16 protein-coding genes are annotated in these 16,467 nt (G+C 72.6%); 7 read left to right on the top strand and 9 right to left on the bottom strand.

The window, feature by feature from the left end; all coding sequences use genetic code 11:
- Positions 1-16 precede the first annotated feature (16 nt).
- The 3 genes from fabG to BLV39_RS25580 are packed head-to-tail and all read right to left on the bottom strand — an operon-like array spanning position 17 to position 3,157.
- Positions 17-778, bottom strand: a complete 762-nt coding sequence (gene fabG / locus BLV39_RS25590) for a 3-oxoacyl-ACP reductase FabG (RefSeq protein ID WP_090798416.1) — start codon at positions 776-778, stop codon at positions 17-19.
- A 28-nt stretch (positions 779-806) separates the two neighbouring features.
- Positions 807-1,991: a thiolase family protein gene (locus tag BLV39_RS25585; RefSeq protein ID WP_090798414.1), complete on the bottom strand. Its 1,185-nt coding sequence runs from the start codon at positions 1,989-1,991 to the stop codon at positions 807-809.
- Between the two features lie 17 nt (positions 1,992-2,008).
- Entirely contained in the window at positions 2,009-3,157 is a 1,149-nt protein-coding gene (locus BLV39_RS25580; RefSeq protein WP_090798412.1) for an acyl-CoA dehydrogenase family protein, read from the bottom strand.
- An 80-nt stretch (positions 3,158-3,237) separates the two neighbouring features.
- Between BLV39_RS25580 and BLV39_RS25575 the strand changes: the two genes are divergently transcribed.
- From BLV39_RS25575 to BLV39_RS25565, 3 genes are read left to right on the top strand one after another with little or no spacing between them, the layout of a single operon-like run.
- Positions 3,238-3,915, top strand: a complete 678-nt coding sequence (locus BLV39_RS25575; RefSeq protein WP_090798410.1) for a TetR/AcrR family transcriptional regulator — start codon at positions 3,238-3,240, stop codon at positions 3,913-3,915.
- A 4-nt stretch (positions 3,916-3,919) separates the two neighbouring features.
- The gene (locus BLV39_RS25570; protein ID WP_090798408.1) at positions 3,920-5,368 is read left to right on the top strand and encodes an aldehyde dehydrogenase family protein; all 1,449 of its coding nucleotides are present in this window, start codon (positions 3,920-3,922) and stop codon (positions 5,366-5,368) included.
- 10 nt (positions 5,369-5,378) lie between these two features.
- Positions 5,379-6,452 (top strand): zinc-binding dehydrogenase, encoded by a 1,074-nt coding sequence (locus BLV39_RS25565; RefSeq protein ID WP_090798406.1) that lies wholly within the window; start codon positions 5,379-5,381, stop codon positions 6,450-6,452.
- 726 nt (positions 6,453-7,178) lie between these two features.
- Here BLV39_RS25565 and BLV39_RS25560 read toward each other — a convergent pair.
- Positions 7,179-7,754 carry a GtrA family protein gene (locus BLV39_RS25560; protein ID WP_090798404.1) on the bottom strand — a complete coding sequence of 192 codons (576 nt, stop codon included), beginning with the start codon at positions 7,752-7,754 and terminating at the stop codon, positions 7,179-7,181.
- Between the two features lie 280 nt (positions 7,755-8,034).
- On the opposite strand from BLV39_RS25560, the gene BLV39_RS25555 reads away from it, so the two are divergent.
- Complete coding sequence (locus tag BLV39_RS25555; RefSeq protein ID WP_090798402.1) at positions 8,035-8,970, top strand: FAD-dependent oxidoreductase; 936 nt, start codon at positions 8,035-8,037, stop codon at positions 8,968-8,970.
- Here the strand turns inward: BLV39_RS25555 and BLV39_RS25550 are convergent.
- From BLV39_RS25550 to BLV39_RS25535, 4 genes are read right to left on the bottom strand one after another with little or no spacing between them, the layout of a single operon-like run.
- The gene (locus tag BLV39_RS25550) at positions 8,953-9,552 is read right to left on the bottom strand and encodes a TetR/AcrR family transcriptional regulator (protein ID WP_090798400.1); all 600 of its coding nucleotides are present in this window, start codon (positions 9,550-9,552) and stop codon (positions 8,953-8,955) included. The genes BLV39_RS25555 and BLV39_RS25550 overlap by 18 nt on opposite strands.
- On the bottom strand, positions 9,549-10,301 hold the full coding sequence (locus BLV39_RS25545) for an SDR family oxidoreductase (protein WP_090798398.1): 753 nt from the start codon (positions 10,299-10,301) through the stop codon (positions 9,549-9,551). The genes BLV39_RS25550 and BLV39_RS25545 overlap by 4 nt, the downstream gene beginning before the upstream one ends.
- On the bottom strand, positions 10,298-11,377 hold the full coding sequence (locus tag BLV39_RS25540; protein WP_090798396.1) for an acyl-CoA dehydrogenase family protein: 1,080 nt from the start codon (positions 11,375-11,377) through the stop codon (positions 10,298-10,300). The genes BLV39_RS25545 and BLV39_RS25540 overlap by 4 nt, the downstream gene beginning before the upstream one ends.
- A complete protein-coding gene (locus tag BLV39_RS25535) occupies positions 11,374-12,582 on the bottom strand; it encodes an acyl-CoA dehydrogenase family protein (protein WP_239083479.1) in 1,209 nt (402 codons plus the stop codon). Before BLV39_RS25535 ends, BLV39_RS25540 begins: the two co-directional genes overlap by 4 nt.
- A 195-nt stretch (positions 12,583-12,777) precedes the next feature.
- Between BLV39_RS25535 and BLV39_RS25530 the strand changes: the two genes are divergently transcribed.
- The 3 genes from BLV39_RS25530 (at position 12,778) to BLV39_RS25520 (ending at position 15,196) form a co-directional block, all read left to right on the top strand.
- On the top strand, positions 12,778-13,200 hold the full coding sequence (locus tag BLV39_RS25530) for a TOBE domain-containing protein (RefSeq protein ID WP_090798394.1): 423 nt from the start codon (positions 12,778-12,780) through the stop codon (positions 13,198-13,200).
- Positions 13,201-13,217: 17 nt separating this feature from the next.
- On the top strand, positions 13,218-13,850 hold the full coding sequence (locus tag BLV39_RS25525) for a maleylpyruvate isomerase N-terminal domain-containing protein (protein WP_090798392.1): 633 nt from the start codon (positions 13,218-13,220) through the stop codon (positions 13,848-13,850).
- Between the two features lie 104 nt (positions 13,851-13,954).
- Positions 13,955-15,196 (top strand): acyltransferase family protein, encoded by a 1,242-nt coding sequence (locus BLV39_RS25520; protein ID WP_218137093.1) that lies wholly within the window; start codon positions 13,955-13,957, stop codon positions 15,194-15,196.
- Here the strand turns inward: BLV39_RS25520 and paaK are convergent.
- A complete protein-coding gene (gene paaK / locus BLV39_RS25515) occupies positions 15,193-16,467 on the bottom strand; it encodes a phenylacetate--CoA ligase PaaK (RefSeq protein WP_090798388.1) in 1,275 nt (424 codons plus the stop codon). The genes BLV39_RS25520 and paaK overlap by 4 nt on opposite strands.

Genomic DNA, 16,467 nt, shown 5'->3' with positions numbered 1-16,467 from the left:
GTCCACGAGACGCCGGCTAGCGCGCGCCGCCGTTGATGTAGAGCGTCTGGCCACTTACGTAGGACGCGTCGTCGCTGGCCAGGAACGCGATCACGGACGCGACCTCCTCCGGCTGGCCGACGCGGCGCAGCGGGGTGAGCTCGGCGGCCATCTTCTGGTGGTCTTCGGGCGCGGCGCCGACGCGGGTCGCGGTCGCGGCGGTCATCGCGGTCGCGATGTAGCCGGGTGCGACGGCGTTGACGTTGATGTTGAACGGACCTAGCTCGATGGCGAGCGTCGCGGTCAGGCCCTGGACGCCCGCCTTGGCCGCCGCGTAGTTGACCTGGCCCCGGTTGCCCAGCGCCGACCGGCTGCTCAGGTTGACGATCTTGCCGTAGCGGGCCGCGACCATGTGCTTCTGCGCCGCCTGGCAGCAGTAGAACATGCTGCTCAGGTTGGTGGTCAGCACCGAGTCCCACTCGGCGGCCGGCATCTTGAACAGCATGTTGTCGCGGGTGATGCCGGCGTTGTTGACCAGGATGTCGAGCCGGCCGTGCTCGGCGACGACCGCGTCGACCATGGCGGTCACCGCCTCCGGGTCGGTCACGTCGCAGCCGTAGCCGGTGGCCACGCCGCCGGCGCCCTTGATCTCGTCGGCCGTGGCCGCGCTGCGGTCGGCGTCGAGGTCGACCACCGCCACCCGGGCACCCTCACCGGCGAGCCGGCGGGCCGTCGCGGCACCGATCCCCTGCGCCGCGCCGGTCACGATCGCGACCCGATCGGCGAACCTGTCGCTCATCTCAAATCTCCCTGCTCAGGTGGTTGTCTCAGCGCTCAACGAGCACGGCCGTGCCCTGGCCGACGCCGATGCACATGGTGGCCAGGCCGCGCCGGGCGCCGGTGCGGCGCATGCGGTGCAGCAACGTGGTGAGGATGCGGGCGCCGGAGCAGCCCAGCGGGTGCCCGATGGCGATGGCGCCGCCGGACGGGTTGACCAGCTTCTCGTCGATGCCAAGCTCGTCGACGACCGCGAGCGCCTGTGCGGCGAAGGCCTCGTTGAGCTCGGCGGTCTCGATGTCGTCGAGCGTCCAGCCGCGCCGGTCGAGCACGCGCCGGGTCGCCGGGACCGGGCCGATGCCCATCACGTCCGGGTGTACGCCGGCGCTGGCCCCACCGACCCAACGCCCGAGGGGTTCCACGCCGAGCTCGCTGAGCGCCTCTTCGCTGACCAGCACCAGGGCGGCGGCGCCGTCGTTGAGCGGGGACGAGTTGCCCGCCGTGACCGTGCCGTCCTTGTGGAACACCGGCTTGAGCCGGCCCAGCTTCTCCAGCGACGTGTCGGCGCGGATGCCCTCGTCGGTCTCGAGCGTGGCGCCGTCGGGCAGGCTCATCGGCAGCAGCTCGGCGGCGAAGTCTCCGGCCGCCGTCGCCGCGGCCGCGGCCTGGTGGCTGCGCAGCGCGAACGCGTCCTGCCGGTCGCGCCCGATGCCGTAGCGGCGAGCCACCTCCTCGGCCGTCTCGCCCATGCTCAGCACGCCGTGCAGCTCACGCATCCGGGGGTTGACCAGCCGCCAGCCGAGCCGGGTATCGAAGATCTCCATGCCACGCGGCAGCCCCTCCTCTGGGCGGGGCAGCACGAACGGCGCCCGGCTCATCGACTCGGAGCCACCGGCCACCACGACGTCGGCGTCGCCGGCGGCGATGGCCCGGGCGGCGCTGGTGACGGCCTCCAGGCCGGACGCGCAGAGCCGGTTGACGGTCGCGCCCGGCACCGTCTCGGGCAGGCCGGCCAGCAGCACCGCCATCCGGGCGACGTTGCGGTTGTCCTCGCCGGCCTGGTTGGCCGCGCCCCAGTAGACGTCGTCGACCTTCGCCGGGTCGAGCGCCGGTAGGTCGGCGAGGACACCCGACAGCGCCCGCGCGGCGAGGTCGTCGGCGCGGACCGCCGACAACGCGCCCCGCAGCCGTCCGATGGGTGTACGCCGTGCCGCGGCGAAGTAGACCGGTCGCATGCTCTGCCTGACCTTTCTCAGAAGGCGGTGACGCCGGTGAGCGCCCGCCCGATGAGTAGTTGCTGGATCTCGCTGGTGCCCTCGTAGAGCGTGGTGACCCGGGCGTCGCGCAGGTATTTGCCGACCGGGTATTCGTCGATGTAGCCGTAGCCGCCGAACACCTGTAGCGCCCGGTCGGCGGCCCGGACCGCGGCCTCGCTCGCGAACAGCTTGGCCATCGACGCCTCGGTGCCGAACGGCTGGCCGCGGTCGACGAGGTCGGCGACGCGCCAGACGAGTAGTCGGGCGGCGGCGGTGTCGACGGCGATCTGGGCCAGGTGGCGCTGGACCAACTGGTGGCCCGCGATGGGCTTGCCGAACTGGGTGCGCTCGCCGGCGTAGCGGACCGCCGCGTCGAGACACGCCTGTGCGAGCCCGACACAGCCGGCGGCGAGCGACATGCGGCCCTTGTCGAGGGTGGACATCGCGATCTTGAAGCCGTGCCCCTCGGGACCGAGGCGGGCGGTGTCGCTGACGCGTACGCCGTCGAAGGTCAGCTCTGCCGTTGCCTGCCCGCGGAGGCCGAGCTTGCCGTGGATCTCGCGGCGGGTCAGGCCCGGCGTGTCGGTCTCGACGAGGAACGCGGTGACGCCGCGCGGGCCGGGGCCGCCGGTGCGGGCGAAGACCAGCGCGAGGTCGGCCCAGGTGCCGTTGGTGATGAACAGCTTGGTGCCGGTGAGCAGCCAGTCGTCGCCGTCGCGGACGGCTCGGGTGGCCAGGTTGGCGGCGTCGGAGCCGGTGCCGGGCTCGGTCAGCGCGAAGCAGCCCAGCGCCGTGCCGTCGCAGAGCCGGGGCAGCCAGGACGCCCGCTGCGTGTCGGACCCGTGTGCTGCGATGGTTTTCGCCACCAGGCCGAGGGAGACCGAGACGATGCCACGCACCGACGAATCGCCCCGGCCCAGCTCTTCGAGCACCAGGCAGTACGTGAGGTGGTCGCCGCCCGAGCCGCCCAGCTCCTCGGGGATGGTCAGGCCGAGGAAGCCCAGGTCACCGAGCCGCTTGATGATCGACTGGTCGACCGCCTCGCGCCTGTCCCACTCGGCGGCGTGCGGCGTGACCTCGCGGGCGACGAACTCCGCGGCGAGGGAACGACTCGCTTCGTGCTCGGGTGACAACATGAGGTCCACGCGAATAAACTAACGGTGGTAGTTTTCTTCTGTCCACCCCGCCACGCGAGTTGTGCACAACCCGGGAGAGGAGTGCCGAGATGCCCCGACCGCGTCAGGCGCTGCTCACCCGGCAGCGCATCGTCGACACGGCCGCCGAGCTGATCGACGCCGAAGGGCTCGAGGCGGTGTCGACCCGGCGGCTGGCCGCGCAGCTAGGGGTCCGCGGCCCCTCGCTCTACAACCACTTCCCCAACAAGGACGCGATCCTCGACGCCGTCGCCGACGAGATCACGGCCGACGTCGACATCGACTGCTTCGCGACCCACGAGTGGCCCGAGGCGCTGCTGATCTGGGGCCGGTCCTATCGGGCGGCACTGGCCGCGCATCCGCACATCGTTCCCCACCTAGCCAGGGGCCCCGGCCGGCGGCCGCGGGCCCTAGCGATGGCCGACGCCGTCTACGGCGGCCTGGTCCGGGCTGGCTGGCCGCCGGCGCGGGCGACCCACATCGGCGCGCTGATGCGCTACCTGGTGGCCGGCTCGGCACTCGGGTCGTTCGCCCGCGGCTTCGCGTCCGACCCGGCGATCTACGTCTCTTCCGACTATCCCCACCTGGGGCAGGCCCACCGGCTGGCGGCACACCAGCGCGAGGTCGACGAGGGCGCGTTCGAGCTTGGGCTGGAAGCGGTCATCAAGGGCCTCGAGATCACGTATGAAGAGGTGGTCGTTGACACCACCCACCGATTCCACGGCACGACCCGCTCCACCGGGAGGTAACCGCATGGACCAGACCGAGGCCCGCGCCGCCGCCAAAGTGGCCGACCGCGACCGGCTCTACATCGACGGCGAGTGGATGACTCCGCTGGACGCCCTGCCGATGCCGGTGCAGGACCCGACGACCGAGGAGGTCGTCGCACACGTGCCGGCCGCCGGCAGTGGCGACGTCGATCGCGCGGTGGCAGCGGCCCGGGCGGCGTTCGCCCCGTGGGCCGGCCTGTCCCCCAGCGCCCGCGCCGACCACCTCGACCGGCTGCTGGCCGCGCTGAGCTCGCGGGCCGAGCAGATCGCGGCGACCGTGTCCATCGAGGTCGGCACCCCGATCAAGGTGGCCCAGCGGGTGCAGACCGGCCTACCGCTGCTGGTGCTGCGTGACTACGCGGCCCGGGCGCGCGCCGGGTTCGAGCCCGAGACGATCGGAAACTCCCTGGTCGTACGCGAGCCGGTAGGTGTCGTCGGCGCCATCACGCCGTGGAACTACCCGCTGCACCAGGTGGTCGCCAAGGTCGGCGCCGCGCTCGCGGCCGGATGCACGGTCGTGCTCAAGCCGGCCGAGCTCACCCCGCTCACCGCCTACCTGCTCTTCGACGCGATCCACGAGGCCGGCCTGCCACACGGGGTGGTCAACCTGGTCACCGGCTCCGGCCCGGTCGCGGGCTCGGCCCTGGCTGCCCACTCCGATGTCGACATCGTCTCGTTCACCGGCTCCGGTGCGACCGGGGCCGCGATCAGCCGACTGGCCGCCGACCGCATCGCCCGGGTCACCCTCGAGCTGGGCGGCAAGTCGGCCAACGTGATCCTGTCCGACGCCGACCTGGCCAAGGCGGTCAAGGTGGGCGTCGGCAACGCGTTCCTGAACGCCGGCCAGACCTGCACCGCGTGGACCCGGATGCTGGTGCACCGCTCCGTCTACGAGGACGCGGTCGAGCTGGCCGCGACCGCCTCGGCCGGCTACGTGACCGGCGACCCGTTCGACCCGGCGACCCGGCTCGGGCCGCTGGTCTCCGAGCGTCAACGCGACCGGGTACGCAACTACGTCGACAAGGGCCTGGCCGACGGAGCCCGGCTGGTGTCCGGTGGCCCCGACGCACCCGTACCGGCCCGCGGCTGGTTCGTGGCGCCGACCGTCTTCGCCGACGTCGACCCCGACGACACGATCGCCCAGGAAGAGATCTTCGGCCCCGTCCTGTCGATCATCCCGTTCTCCGACGACGACCAGGCGGTCGAGATCGCCAACAACTCCCGCTACGGCCTGGCCGGCGCCGTCTGGTCCGCCGACGAAGACCGGGCGATGGCGGTCGCACGCCGCCTGCGCACGGGCGCCGTCGACATCAACGGCGGGGCGTTCAACCCGCTGGCGCCCTTCGGCGGCTACAAGCAGTCGGGCGTCGGACGCGAGCTCGGCCAGCACGGCCTTTCCGAGTTCCTGGAAACCAAGTCGATCCAACGATGAGGACCTCTTCATGAAGGCGCTGGTCGTCACGGGCAAGGGCGAGGTTCCACACGTCGCCGACGTGGTGCTGCCGCCGGTCGGTCCAGGCGACGTGCGGGTCCGGATACGCGCGGCCGGGGTCTGCCACTCCGACCTGTCGATGGTCAACGGCACGCTCGCGCCCTCCTTCCCCTTGGTCCTGGGCCACGAGGCCGCCGGTGTGGTGACCGAGGTCGGCGCCGGCACCCGGGTCAGCGTCGGCGACGAGGTGGTGCTCAACTGGGCACCGCCGTGCCGGGAGTGCTGGCACTGCACCCACGGCGAGCCGTGGCTGTGCGCCGGCAACGGCAGACCGTCGGCGCCGCGCGGTCACCTGGCCTCCGGCGAGGCGACCCACGTGACCCTGGGCCTCGGCGCGCTGGCCGAGGAGGTCGTCGTGCCCGGCCACGCGGTCGTCGGGGTCCCGGCCGGCCTACCCGCGGATGTCGCCGCCCTGCTCGGCTGCGCGGTGCTGACCGCGACCGGCGCGGTCAACCGCACCGCCGAGGTCCGCCCGGGCCAGTCGGTGGTCGTGATCGGCCTCGGCGGCGTCGGCCTGGCCGCCCTGATCGCCGCCCGGGCCGCGGGCGCCGACCCGGTGATCGGCGTCGACCTCGGCGAGGCGAAACGCGACCTGGCGCTGGCGGCGGGCGCCACCCACTTCGTCGTCTCCGACGACACCATGCCCAAGGCGGTCCGCGCCCTAACCGGCGGCCGCGGCGCCGACCACGCCATCGAGTGTGTCGGCCGCTCGGCGACGATCGGCGCGGCCTGGCGTGCGACCCGGCGCGGCGGCCAGGTCACGGTGGTCGGCATGGGCGCCCACGACGACCTGGTCAGCCTGAGCGCCCTGGACATCTTCCATTCGGCCCGCACGCTGCGGTCGTCGGTCTACGGCTCGTCCGACCCGGACCGCGACCTACCGGTGCTGGCCGCCGCGGTCGGGGCCGGCTCCCTCGACCTCGAGCCTCTGATCACGGACCGGATCTCGCTGGAGGCCGCGCCCGACGCCTTCGCCCGCATGGCGCGCGGCGAGGGCGCCCGCTCGGTCGTCCTCTTCGACTGACCTGTCCGCGCGGGGCCCGACGGACCTTCGCCCTAGCGCGGTCTGGGCCGGCGACGGCGCCGCGAGCTTCATCGTGGTTGTGGCCGTAGGCGACCGCGGCCAAGGCGGCGGCGCAGGCGACCACGGCCAGAACAGCGACGCAGGCCACCACGGCCAGAACAGCGACGCAGGCCACCACGGCCAGAACAGCGACGCAGGCCACCACGGCCAAGACAGCGACGCAGGCCACCACGGCCAGAACAGCGACGCAGGCCACCACGGCCAGAACAGCAACGCAGGCCACCACGGCCAAAACAGCAACGCAAGCCGACCACGGCCAAAACAGCGACGCAGCCGACCACGGCCAAAACAGCGACGTGAGCGACCACGGCCAAACAGCGACTTAGGCGAGGAGACGGCCGCGGAGACCGCAGGGCGGGGCCAACGCGGAGACGAAGAAGGCGGTCAAGCGGGCCGCCGAACCGGACCGCCGCAGAGATGAACAAGGCGACCGAGCAGGCCGCCAAACCAAACCACCGCACAGACGAAGACGGCGGCCGAGCAGGCCGGGGACCTGGACCGCCGCGGATGTCGGCCAGGGCGGTGCTCACCAGCGGCACGACATGACACGCGGCGGCGGGCCGGCCAAGCCGACCTGGGTGACCCGCCGACCAGCGGCCTCTTCGTGCTGCCACCGGCTCGGCACACGGGGGAATCCCGGCGTGTCGCCACGCCGATGGTGAGGTCCTACGCGACCTTGCGGTCCCGGTCGTCCGTCGCGGAGCTTACGGCTACTCGCGTCTGTGCGGCCACGCGGGCGCGGCGGGAGGGGCGGGATGCGCGTGCGCTGGCGTCCGGGAAGACCCACTTCCGGTAGGCCCACAGGCGGAAGACCATCGCCAGCAGGGTGCCCAGGATCATGCCCCACAGGAAGTCCGAGACCTCTTGTGCGGCGCGGGAGATGTGGGGGGTCTGCAGCGCGAACGCGTAGCGGGCCAGGTAGAGCGGCGCCGAGTTGAGTGCGATGCCGACGGCGTTGATGACGATGTACAGCGCCAGTTCGTGGTGGGCTCGTCGGCCTCCGCGGGTGCGGAAGGTCCATTCGCGGTTGAGGGCGTACGAGACGAACGCGGCTATGATCGTGGCCACCGTCAGCGCTGTGACCGGCTTGGCTTCGAACCAGGTCACCTTGAGTGCATAGTTGATCACCGCGGTCAGCACCCAGCAGAAGCCGCCGACGGCGAGGAACTTGACCGCTTCCCTGCGCCGGAAGACGTGCTTGCGCAGCGGTGGAGGCAGGGTCTGCAGCAGTCGGCTGGTCATGCGCACTGGCGCACTCTAGCGGCAAAGCCTGGGACCGCCGGGTAACCCGGCGTCACCCGGACGGGGTCTTCCACCGCGTGGGTGCCGCGACCGGGTGACGGCCGCTCCGTCACGACGGCCAGCCGTCCAAGGCCCCGCTGTCCAGCCACGCGATACGGCCGCGAGGAGCCACCCGCCTGCGATCGCGTAGGTGACCGGCACGGAATGAACCACGACGGCGTCCCGGCCCACGTACGCTTGCGCTGCCTTCTCGGAGGTCAACCGCGGGAGGAGAGCCGGAATGGTCACCGTCGTCGGTGCCGGGGTCAGCGGGCTGACCACCGCGATCGTGCTCGCCGAAAGCGGCGTGCCCACCCGCGTGCTGGCCGCCGAGCCGCCACAGGAGACCACCTCCGTCGCCGCCGGTGCGCTCTGGGGGCCCTCGTTCCAGCAGCCCTACGACAAGACGCTCGAATGGACCGCCCGGTCCCTCCTGGACTTTCAGGATCTCGCGGCCGAGCCGGGCACAGGTGTACGGATCTCCGACGTGCTCACCGTGGGCGGCGGCGACCTGCCCGACGAGCTACCTCCCCAGGTCGCGCTGATCCCCGGCCTGCGCAGGGCCACGCCGGACGAGCTGCCGGCAGGCTATGACTCCGGCTCGTGGGGCTGGATGCCTGTCGTGGACATGCCGACGTACCTCGACTACCTGACGAGACGACTCGCGGCGGCCGGCACGCGCGTTGAGCAACAGCGCGTCGAAGACCTTGAGCACGCCGGCGAGCGGGTCGTCAACTGCACCGGCGTCGGCGCCCGGGAGCTGGCCCGCGACGACACCGTCCGACCCGTGTTCGGCCAGCACGTCATCCTCGACAACCCCGGCCTGACCCACGCGTTCATGGAGCTCGGCCGCGACGGCGAGTGGACCAGCTTCATGGCCCACCCGACGCGGGTGGTCTGCGGGGGCGTCCGGATCCAGGACCGCTGGGACCGCACGCCCGACGACGACATCACCGACCGGATCCTGGAGCGCTGCCGCGCGCTGGAGCCGAGACTCGCGGACGCCAAAGTTCAGGGCGTCGTGACCGGGCTGCGGCCCGAGCGCCCGGCCGTGCGGGTGGAGACGGAACAAAGGAACCAGGTGCACGTCGTGCACAACTACGGGCACGGCGGCACCGGGGTCAGCCTTTCCTGGGGCTGCGCCCGCGAGGCCGCCCGGCTAGTCGTCGGCGGTTGACAACAGGGCGGTGATCGTCCGGGTCATCACGGCCTCGGCCTCGGGCGCCGACAGGGCCAGGCCCTCGCGGAGCATCGACCAGGCGGGCCACATCGACGCGGCGATCACCGCGTCGCGCAGGGTCGCGCCGCCGGGCGGGGCGGCGAGCTCCGTGGCGAAGAGCACCTCGACCTCCTCGCGGAGGCGTTCGATGTGCTTCTGGCGGTTGCGGCGTAGCTGCGGCGAGAACGGCTCGCGCATCGCCGCCGCCCGTGCCGGCGCCGAGATGAGCTGGAGCAGCCTGGCCCGCTGATGGCAGTAACGGGCGACCCGTTCAGAGAGCGGCAGCGACGGCGGCACCGGGGCGAACGCGGCGTCGTACTCCGCGAGCACCCGTGCGCCGCTCGCCTCGAACAGCGTCTCCATGTCCTTGAAGTTGGTCCACAGTGCCCGCAGCGACACCCCGGCCCGCTCCGCGATCCGCTCGCCCGTCGGACGCAGGTCGCCCTCTCCGATCAGCGCGAGGTGGGCTTCGACGATCGCGGCCCGGGTGCGTTCGGCCCGCGCCGTGCGCCCGTCGACCCGTTCCTCGGAAGAAGTCATGCTCCCCGTCCCGTCAGCGTGACCCCACCGTCGATGACCAGAGTCTGCCCGGTGATCCAGGCGGCCTCGTCGGAGGCCAGGAACGCGACCGCCGCGGCCACGTCGTCCGGGATGCCCAGCCGGTTGAGCGGGTACGCGGACGCGACCTCGTCCTCGCGGCCCTCGTACAGCAGGGTCGCGAACTTGGTCTTCACCACCGCGGGCGCGACCGCGTTGACCCGCACGTGCGGCGCGAGTTCCACCGCCAGGCAGCGGGTCAGGTGTTCCAGCGCCGCCTTGGTCACCCCGTAGAAGGAGATGCCCGGCGGCGGCACGCGGCCGCCCACCGACGACACGTTGACGACGACGCCGGGGCGGGGGTCGCCGGCGTACACCGCCTGGACCCAGCCCAGTGCGGCCAGCAGGTTGACCTCGAAGATCTTCCGGGCCGCGCCGAGGTCCAGCTCCAGAAGCGGCCCAAAGACCGGGTTGATCCCGGTGTTGTTGACCAGGATGTCGATCGGCCCGAACGCCTCGACCGTCGCCGCGACGGCCGCGGCCTGGTGTGCGGGGTCGTCGGCCCGGCCGGCCACACCCAGAGCGACCGACGGTCCGCCGAGCAGCGACACCGCCTCGGCCAACGGCTCGGGCTTGCGGGCCGTGACGCAGACGCGGGCGCCCGCAGCGGCCAGCCGGGTCGCGATCGCCAGGCCGATGCCCCGGCTGGCGCCGGTGACCAGGGCCACCCGGCCGGACAGGGATGCGGTCACGACGCCTCCAGCGGTAGGTCGACGAGGGTGGCCAGGCGGGCGCGGTGCCGGTCGGGGGAACCGTACGCGACCGAGGTGGCCTTGGCCCGCTTGAGGTAGAGGTGTGCGGGGTGCTCCCAGGTGAAGCCGATGCCGCCGTGCATCTGGACGCACTCTTCGGCCGCCCGCACCGCGACCTCCGAGCCGACGATCTTCGCCAGGGACGCCGCCACCAGGCCGTCGTCGCCGCCGGCGGCCAGGTCGGCCACCGCGTACGCGACGACCGCGCGGGCCTGGGTCAGCTCCACCCACAGGTCCGCGAGCCGGTGCTTGAGCGCCTGGAAGGACCCGACCGGGCGGCCGAACTGGTAGCGCTCCTTGAGGTACGCCACCGTCGTGTCCAGGCACCACGACGCCAGGCCGACCTGCTCGGCCGCGACCATGGTGGCCGCGGTGCGCAGCGCGCACGGCACGGTCGCCAGCGGTGCGACCAGCCGGGCCGGCGCAGCGCTGAACTCGACGTCGCACAGCGGCCGCGTCTCGTCCAGCGACGCGATCCGGGTGCGCCGGACGGCCGAGCCCTCGACGGCGTAGAGGCCGTCGTCGGCCGGCACCAGCAGCACGTCGGCGCCCAGGGCGTCGGCGACGCCGCGGACGGCCCCGGTCACCGCACCGTCCTGGGCGGACAGCAGCGCCGGCGCGGACCACAGCCCGTAGGGCACCGCCAGCGCGGCGGTCCGCTCGCCGGAGGCCAGTCGCCCGAGCAGCTCGTGTGAGGCCGACGAGCCCAGGGCGGTCGTCGCGACGACCGCGCTGGACAGGAACGGCACGGGAGCGACCGCCCGGCCCAGCTCCTCGGCCACGACCGCCGCCGCGCGGTACTGCGCGCCCGCGCCGCCCTGCGCCTCGGGCACGAGCAACCCGGCCAGCCCCATGCCCCTGGCCACGGTGCGCCACAGCTTCTCGTCGAACGGGTCGCTAAAGCCCGACACGAACGACAGCACCGACTGCCCCGTGCACTCGGCCGCGAGCATGGCGCGTACACCTGACCGCAGGTCCTGCTCGTCGGGCGACTCCACCAGAACCAGGTCGCTCATCGCGGCAGATCCTTCCACGCGACACGGGTGTCGACCCGTGGCTCGGCGGGCAGGCCGAGCACCCGCTCGGCGATGATGTTGCGGAGCACCTCGGAGGTGCCGCCCTCGATCGAGTTGCCCTTGGCCCGCAGGTAGCGGTAGCCGGCGTCCCGACCGGTGAAGTCGACCTCCTCGGGTCGGCCCATCGCCCACGAGTCGCGGCGCAGCCCCTCGTCGCCGAGCAGGTCGAGCTCGGCGGCCGAGATCTGCTGGTTGAGCGTGGCGAACGAGAGCTTCACGGCGGAGCCGTCCGGCCCCGGTGCGCCCGCGGCGAGCTGCTGGCGGACCCGCATCGCGGTCAGTCGCGCCGCCTCGGCGCGCACCCAGAGCCGCATGACCGTGTCGTGCATCCCGGGAGTACGCGCGCCCGGGTCGGACCGCCACGCCGCAGCCAGCACGCCGATCATGCCGCCCTCGCGCGGCAGTGCGCCGCCGCCGATCGAGACCCGCTCGTTCATCAGCGTGGTCTGCGCGACCTTCCAGCCGTCTCCGACGTCGCCGAGCCGTTGGGTGTCGGGGATCCGGGCGCCGGTCAGGTAGACCTCGTTGAACTCGGCCTCGCCGGTGAGCTGGCGCAGCGGCCGGACCTCGACGCCGGGCGCGGTCATGTCGAGCACGAAGTAGCTCAGTCCGGCGTGCTTGGGCACGTCCGGGTCGGTGCGGGCGAGCAGGATGGCCCAGCGGGCGACGTGCGCCATCGACGTCCAGACCTTCTGGCCGTCGAGCACCCAGTCGTCACCGTCGCGGCGGGCGCGGGTGCCCAGCCCGGCGAGGTCGGAGCCGGCCCCGGGCTCGCTGAACAACTGGCACCACACCTCCTCGCCGGTCCACAACGGACGCAGGAAGCGCTCGCGCTGTTCCGAGGAGCCGTGGACGAGGATCGTCGGCGCCGCCATGCCGAGGCCGATGCCGATGCGGCCGGGCCGGTTGTCGGGCGCGCCGGCCGCGGCGAACGCGTCGTCGGCGACCGGTTGCAGCGACCGGCCGGCGCCGAGCCCGCCGAGGCCGGTGGGAAAGTGGACCCAGGCGAGCCCCGCGTCGAACCGCGCACGCAGGAACGCCAGCCGATCCGCGTCGCCGCCGCCGGCCGCCGCGGCCGGATCGTGCTCGGCCAGGAAAGCCGAGATCCGCGCCCGCAGGTCGGCCTCGGTCATCACCGACGCCATCGCGTCCCCCCTCAGTCAGGAACGTGCCAGAAGAATTTGCACTCGGACTGCAATCTACTGGTCCGACCGGCGCCGACGCCATCCACGGGCCGGCCGAGGTCCATCCCGCCGCGTGTCGCGCGGTGGAGGGTCCGGAGGCGGGGGCAGGATGGTTGAGGACAAACGCGTACCAAATGATCGCGAATGGACAGGCCCATGCGACTCAGCATCCGCAACCAACTCGACGCCACGATCCTGTCGGTGTCCCGTGGCGACGCGATGGCCGCTGTGAAGGCCCAGCTCGCCAGCGGTCAGGAGGTGACCGCCGCGATCACCCGGGAGAGCGCCGACGAGCTCGAGCTCATCGCCGGGCTGCCCGTGACGATGCTGGTCAAGGCGACCGACGTCGCGCTGGCCACCGGAGCGGTCGGCGACGTGAGCATCCGCAACCAGCTTCCCGGCCGGATCACCTCGCTGACCGGCGGCGCCGCGATGACCACGTTGAAGGTGGCGGTCGACGGCGGCGGCGCGCTCACCGCGGTGGTCACCAACGACGCCGTCAACGACCTCGACCTCAGCGAGGGCGACGAGGTGCTCGCCCTGGTCAAGGCCACCGAGGTCAGCGTCGCGATCAACTGACCGATAGGCTCCGCCGCATGCACAGCGAGGCCTATCTCGACGCGGCGGCGATCGCCGTCGACCTGCTCGCCGACCCGGCTGTCGCCGATCGCTGGCCCGAGCCGAGCGCGCTGGCCGAGCTCTCCGTCGGCGGCCTGGCCGGGCACCTCGGGCGCCAGGTGCACATGATGGTCGAGATCCTCAGCGCACCGCACGCCGACCAGCCGCCGCGCGACCTGATGGCGCACTACGGCGAGTCGCCCTGGCTCGGCAAGGACATCGACACGCCGGCCAACGTCGGGATCAGGGCACAGAGCGACGCGTTCGCCGCCGCCGGTCACCCGGACATGGTCGAGACGTTGCGCACGGACCTCGTCGCCCTCCGCGGCACGCTGCCCGCGGTGCCGGCGGACACCAGCGTGCTGCTGCCCTGGACGGGCTGGGCGCTGACCCTCGACGACCTGCTGCTCACCCGCATGATGGAGCTCACCGTCCACAGTGACGACCTGGCGGTCAGCGTCGGCGTGCCGACGCCGGAGTTCCCGCCGGCGGTGCTCCGGCCGGTCCTCGGGCTGCTGACCGACCTGGCGGTCGCCCGGCACGGCCAGGTCGCGATCGTGCGGGCGCTGAGCCGCCGGGAGCGCGCGCCGGAGACGATCTCGGCACTCTAGGAACAGTTACGGCTCTATCGGGTGCGATGACCGACCGGAAGGCCATCCCCCGGGCGGGGTACGCACACCCGCCGCGCGGCACCGGCCGTGGTTAGTGTCGGCCGGTGACCGCGAGGGAAGACGACTGGGTCGGGCCGCCGCGCTACCACACCGCGACCGCCACGCCACCCGCACCACAGGCACCGGCACGAGCACCGGCGCCGGCACGGCCCGCACCCCACCCACAGCCCACCGTCTGGGCCAGGGCCACGGCGCCCGGAATCACCATGGCCGAAGCCACCGCGCCCACCCCGGCCGAGACCACGGCGACCAACGCCACGGCTGCCGGCAACGGCCGCGACCGCTGGTTCGACCTGCTGCGGGCCGCCGCGATCGTGCGGGTGGTGCTCTACCACATGTTCCCGGTCGCCTGGCTGGGCCTGGGATTCCCGGCGATGGGCGTGATGTTCGCGCTCGGCGGCTCCCTGATGGCCCGATCCGTCGACCGGTCGGCCACGCGCGCCGTCCGCGGCCGGTTGCGACGCCTTCTGCCGGCGTTGTGGTTGCTCGCCGCGGTGCTCGTACCCGCGATGCTGGTGCTCGGTTGGGACGACCGGCCAGGCTGGCCGGCGCTGCTGCTGTGGCTGCTGCCGATCGCCGAGCCGCAGGCCGCCGCGTGGGCCGAGCCGGTCAGCGGCGTGCTCTGGTATCTGGTCACGTACCTCTGGCTGGTGCTGCTCTCGCCGTTGCTGCTCGCGCTCTACCGCAGGGCCAGGCTGCTGACGGTGCTGGCGCCGCTGGCGCTCCTGCCGCTGTTCGACTTCGTGCCCTGGCCCTTCGGCGACCGGTCCGCCTCCGTCATCGAGGACGTGCTGACGTTCGCGGCATGCTGGGTCCTCGGCTTCGCGCACCGCGACGGAGACCTGCGCCGCCTTCGGTTCCCGGTGGTTCTCGCCATCTCGGTCGTGGCCACCTCCGGCGCGGTCGGCTGGGTGGTCACCCACCACGGGGCGGACGGCATCGACCTCGCGGACAGCCCGCTGGCGTACGCCGTCTACTCGATCGGCTTCGTGCTCGTGCTGCTGCGGCTGGCGCCCCGAATGGACTGGCTGACCAAGCGCCGGCGCGCCGACGCCGCGGTCACCCTGCTCAACTCGCGGGCGGTGACCATCTACCTGTGGCACAACGCGGCGATCACGGCCGCCTTCCCGATCGGCGACCTGCTGCACGTCTGGGTGTTCGGCGACACGGTCGCCGAGGTCGGCTACACCGCGATCGCGCTCTGGCTGCTCGCCATGGCGGTCATCCACTTCGGCTGGGTCGAGGACGTCTCCGCCCGCCGCAGACCCCGCCTGCTCCCGACCTAAACGACCTGGCGCTCGTCGACGATCCGCCTCATCTTGCCCATCGAGCGCTCGACGCCGTCCGGCTCCAGCACCTCGACGGCGATGGTGACGCCGATGCGGTCCTTCACCGCGGCGGCCAGAGCGGCGGCGGCGGTGGAGGCGTCCACACCGGGTCGGCGCTCGACCCGGACGGTCAGCGAGTCGAGCCGCCCCGACCGGCTGAGCACGCACTGGAAATGCGGCGACAACTCGGCGGTGCCGAGGATCAGCTCCTCGATCTGGGTCGGGAACACGTTGACTCCGCGCACGATCATCATGTCGTCGGTGCGCCCGGTGATCTTCGCCATCCGGCGCATCGGGCGGGCGGTGCCGGGCAGCAGCCGGGTCAGGTCGCGGGTGCGGTAGCGGACGACCGGCATCGCCTGCTTCGTCAGCGACGTGAAGACCAGCTCGCCGAACTCGCCGTCGGGCAGCACCGCACCGGTGACCGGGTCGATGATCTCCGGATAGAAGTGGTCCTCCCAGATGTGTGGGCCGTCCTTGGTCTCCACGCACTCGTTGGCCACGCCCGGACCCATCACCTCGGACAGGCCGTAGATGTCGACCGCGTCGATGCCGAGCCGCTCCTCGATCTCGCGGCGCATGTCCTCCGTCCACGGCTCCGCGCCGAGGATGCCGGTCCGCAGCGAGGTGCTCCGCGGGTCGACGCCCTGCCGCTCCATCTCGTCGACGATCGCGAGCAGGTAGCTGGGCGTCACCATGATGATCGACGGCTGGAAGTCCTGGATGAGCATGACCTGGCGTGAGGTCATCCCACCGGACACCGGCACCACCGTGCAGCCGAGCTCCTCGGCGCCGTAGTGGGCGCCGAGGCCGCCGGTGAACAGGCCGTACCCGTACGCCACGTGCACGATGTCGCCGGGGTTTCCGCCGGAGGCCCGGATCGAGCGGGCCATCAGCCTGGCCCAGGTCGCGATGTCGTCCCTGGTGTAGCCCACCACCGTCGGCCGGCCGGTGGTGCCCGACGAGGCGTGCACCCGGACCACCTGCTCGCGTGGCACGGCGAACATCCCGAAGGGGTAGTTGGCCCGCAGGTCGTCCTTGCTGGTCGTCGGGAACGCCGCCAGGTCGTCGAGGGACTTCAGGTCGTCCGGGTGTACGCCGGCCGCGTCGAACGCGGCCCGGTAGTGCGGGACGTTGTCGTAGGCGTGCCGCAGGGACCAGCGAAGCCTGTCCAACTGGAGGGCGCGCAGCTCGTCGACCGAGGCCCGCTCGATGGGTTCAAGCGACAT

This window comes from Asanoa ishikariensis, assembly GCF_900107455.1.
GTDB classification, from domain to species: Bacteria; Actinomycetota; Actinomycetes; order Mycobacteriales; family Micromonosporaceae; genus Asanoa; species Asanoa ishikariensis.
The sequence above is the reverse complement of the archived record's forward strand: the minus strand, read 5'-3'. Positions and strand labels throughout refer to the sequence as shown.

Coding starts and splice junctions, on each gene's coding strand:
- paaK (WP_090798388.1), bottom strand. CDS start 16,467: ATGTCGCTTGAACCCATCGAGCGGGCCTCGGTCGACGAGCTGCGCGCC.
- BLV39_RS25525 (WP_090798392.1), top strand. CDS start 13,218: ATGCACAGCGAGGCCTATCTCGACGCGGCGGCGATCGCCGTCGACCTG.
- BLV39_RS25565 (WP_090798406.1), top strand. CDS start 5,379: ATGAAGGCGCTGGTCGTCACGGGCAAGGGCGAGGTTCCACACGTCGCC.
- fabG (WP_090798416.1), bottom strand. CDS start 778: ATGAGCGACAGGTTCGCCGATCGGGTCGCGATCGTGACCGGCGCGGCG.
- BLV39_RS25540 (WP_090798396.1), bottom strand. CDS start 11,377: ATGAGCGACCTGGTTCTGGTGGAGTCGCCCGACGAGCAGGACCTGCGG.
- BLV39_RS25575 (WP_090798410.1), top strand. CDS start 3,238: ATGCCCCGACCGCGTCAGGCGCTGCTCACCCGGCAGCGCATCGTCGAC.
- BLV39_RS25550 (WP_090798400.1), bottom strand. CDS start 9,552: ATGACTTCTTCCGAGGAACGGGTCGACGGGCGCACGGCGCGGGCCGAA.
- BLV39_RS25555 (WP_090798402.1), top strand. CDS start 8,035: ATGGTCACCGTCGTCGGTGCCGGGGTCAGCGGGCTGACCACCGCGATC.
- BLV39_RS25530 (WP_090798394.1), top strand. CDS start 12,778: ATGCGACTCAGCATCCGCAACCAACTCGACGCCACGATCCTGTCGGTG.
- BLV39_RS25535 (WP_239083479.1), bottom strand. CDS start 12,582: ATGGCGTCGGTGATGACCGAGGCCGACCTGCGGGCGCGGATCTCGGCT.
- BLV39_RS25570 (WP_090798408.1), top strand. CDS start 3,920: ATGGACCAGACCGAGGCCCGCGCCGCCGCCAAAGTGGCCGACCGCGAC.
- BLV39_RS25585 (WP_090798414.1), bottom strand. CDS start 1,991: ATGCGACCGGTCTACTTCGCCGCGGCACGGCGTACACCCATCGGACGG.
- BLV39_RS25560 (WP_090798404.1), bottom strand. CDS start 7,754: ATGACCAGCCGACTGCTGCAGACCCTGCCTCCACCGCTGCGCAAGCAC.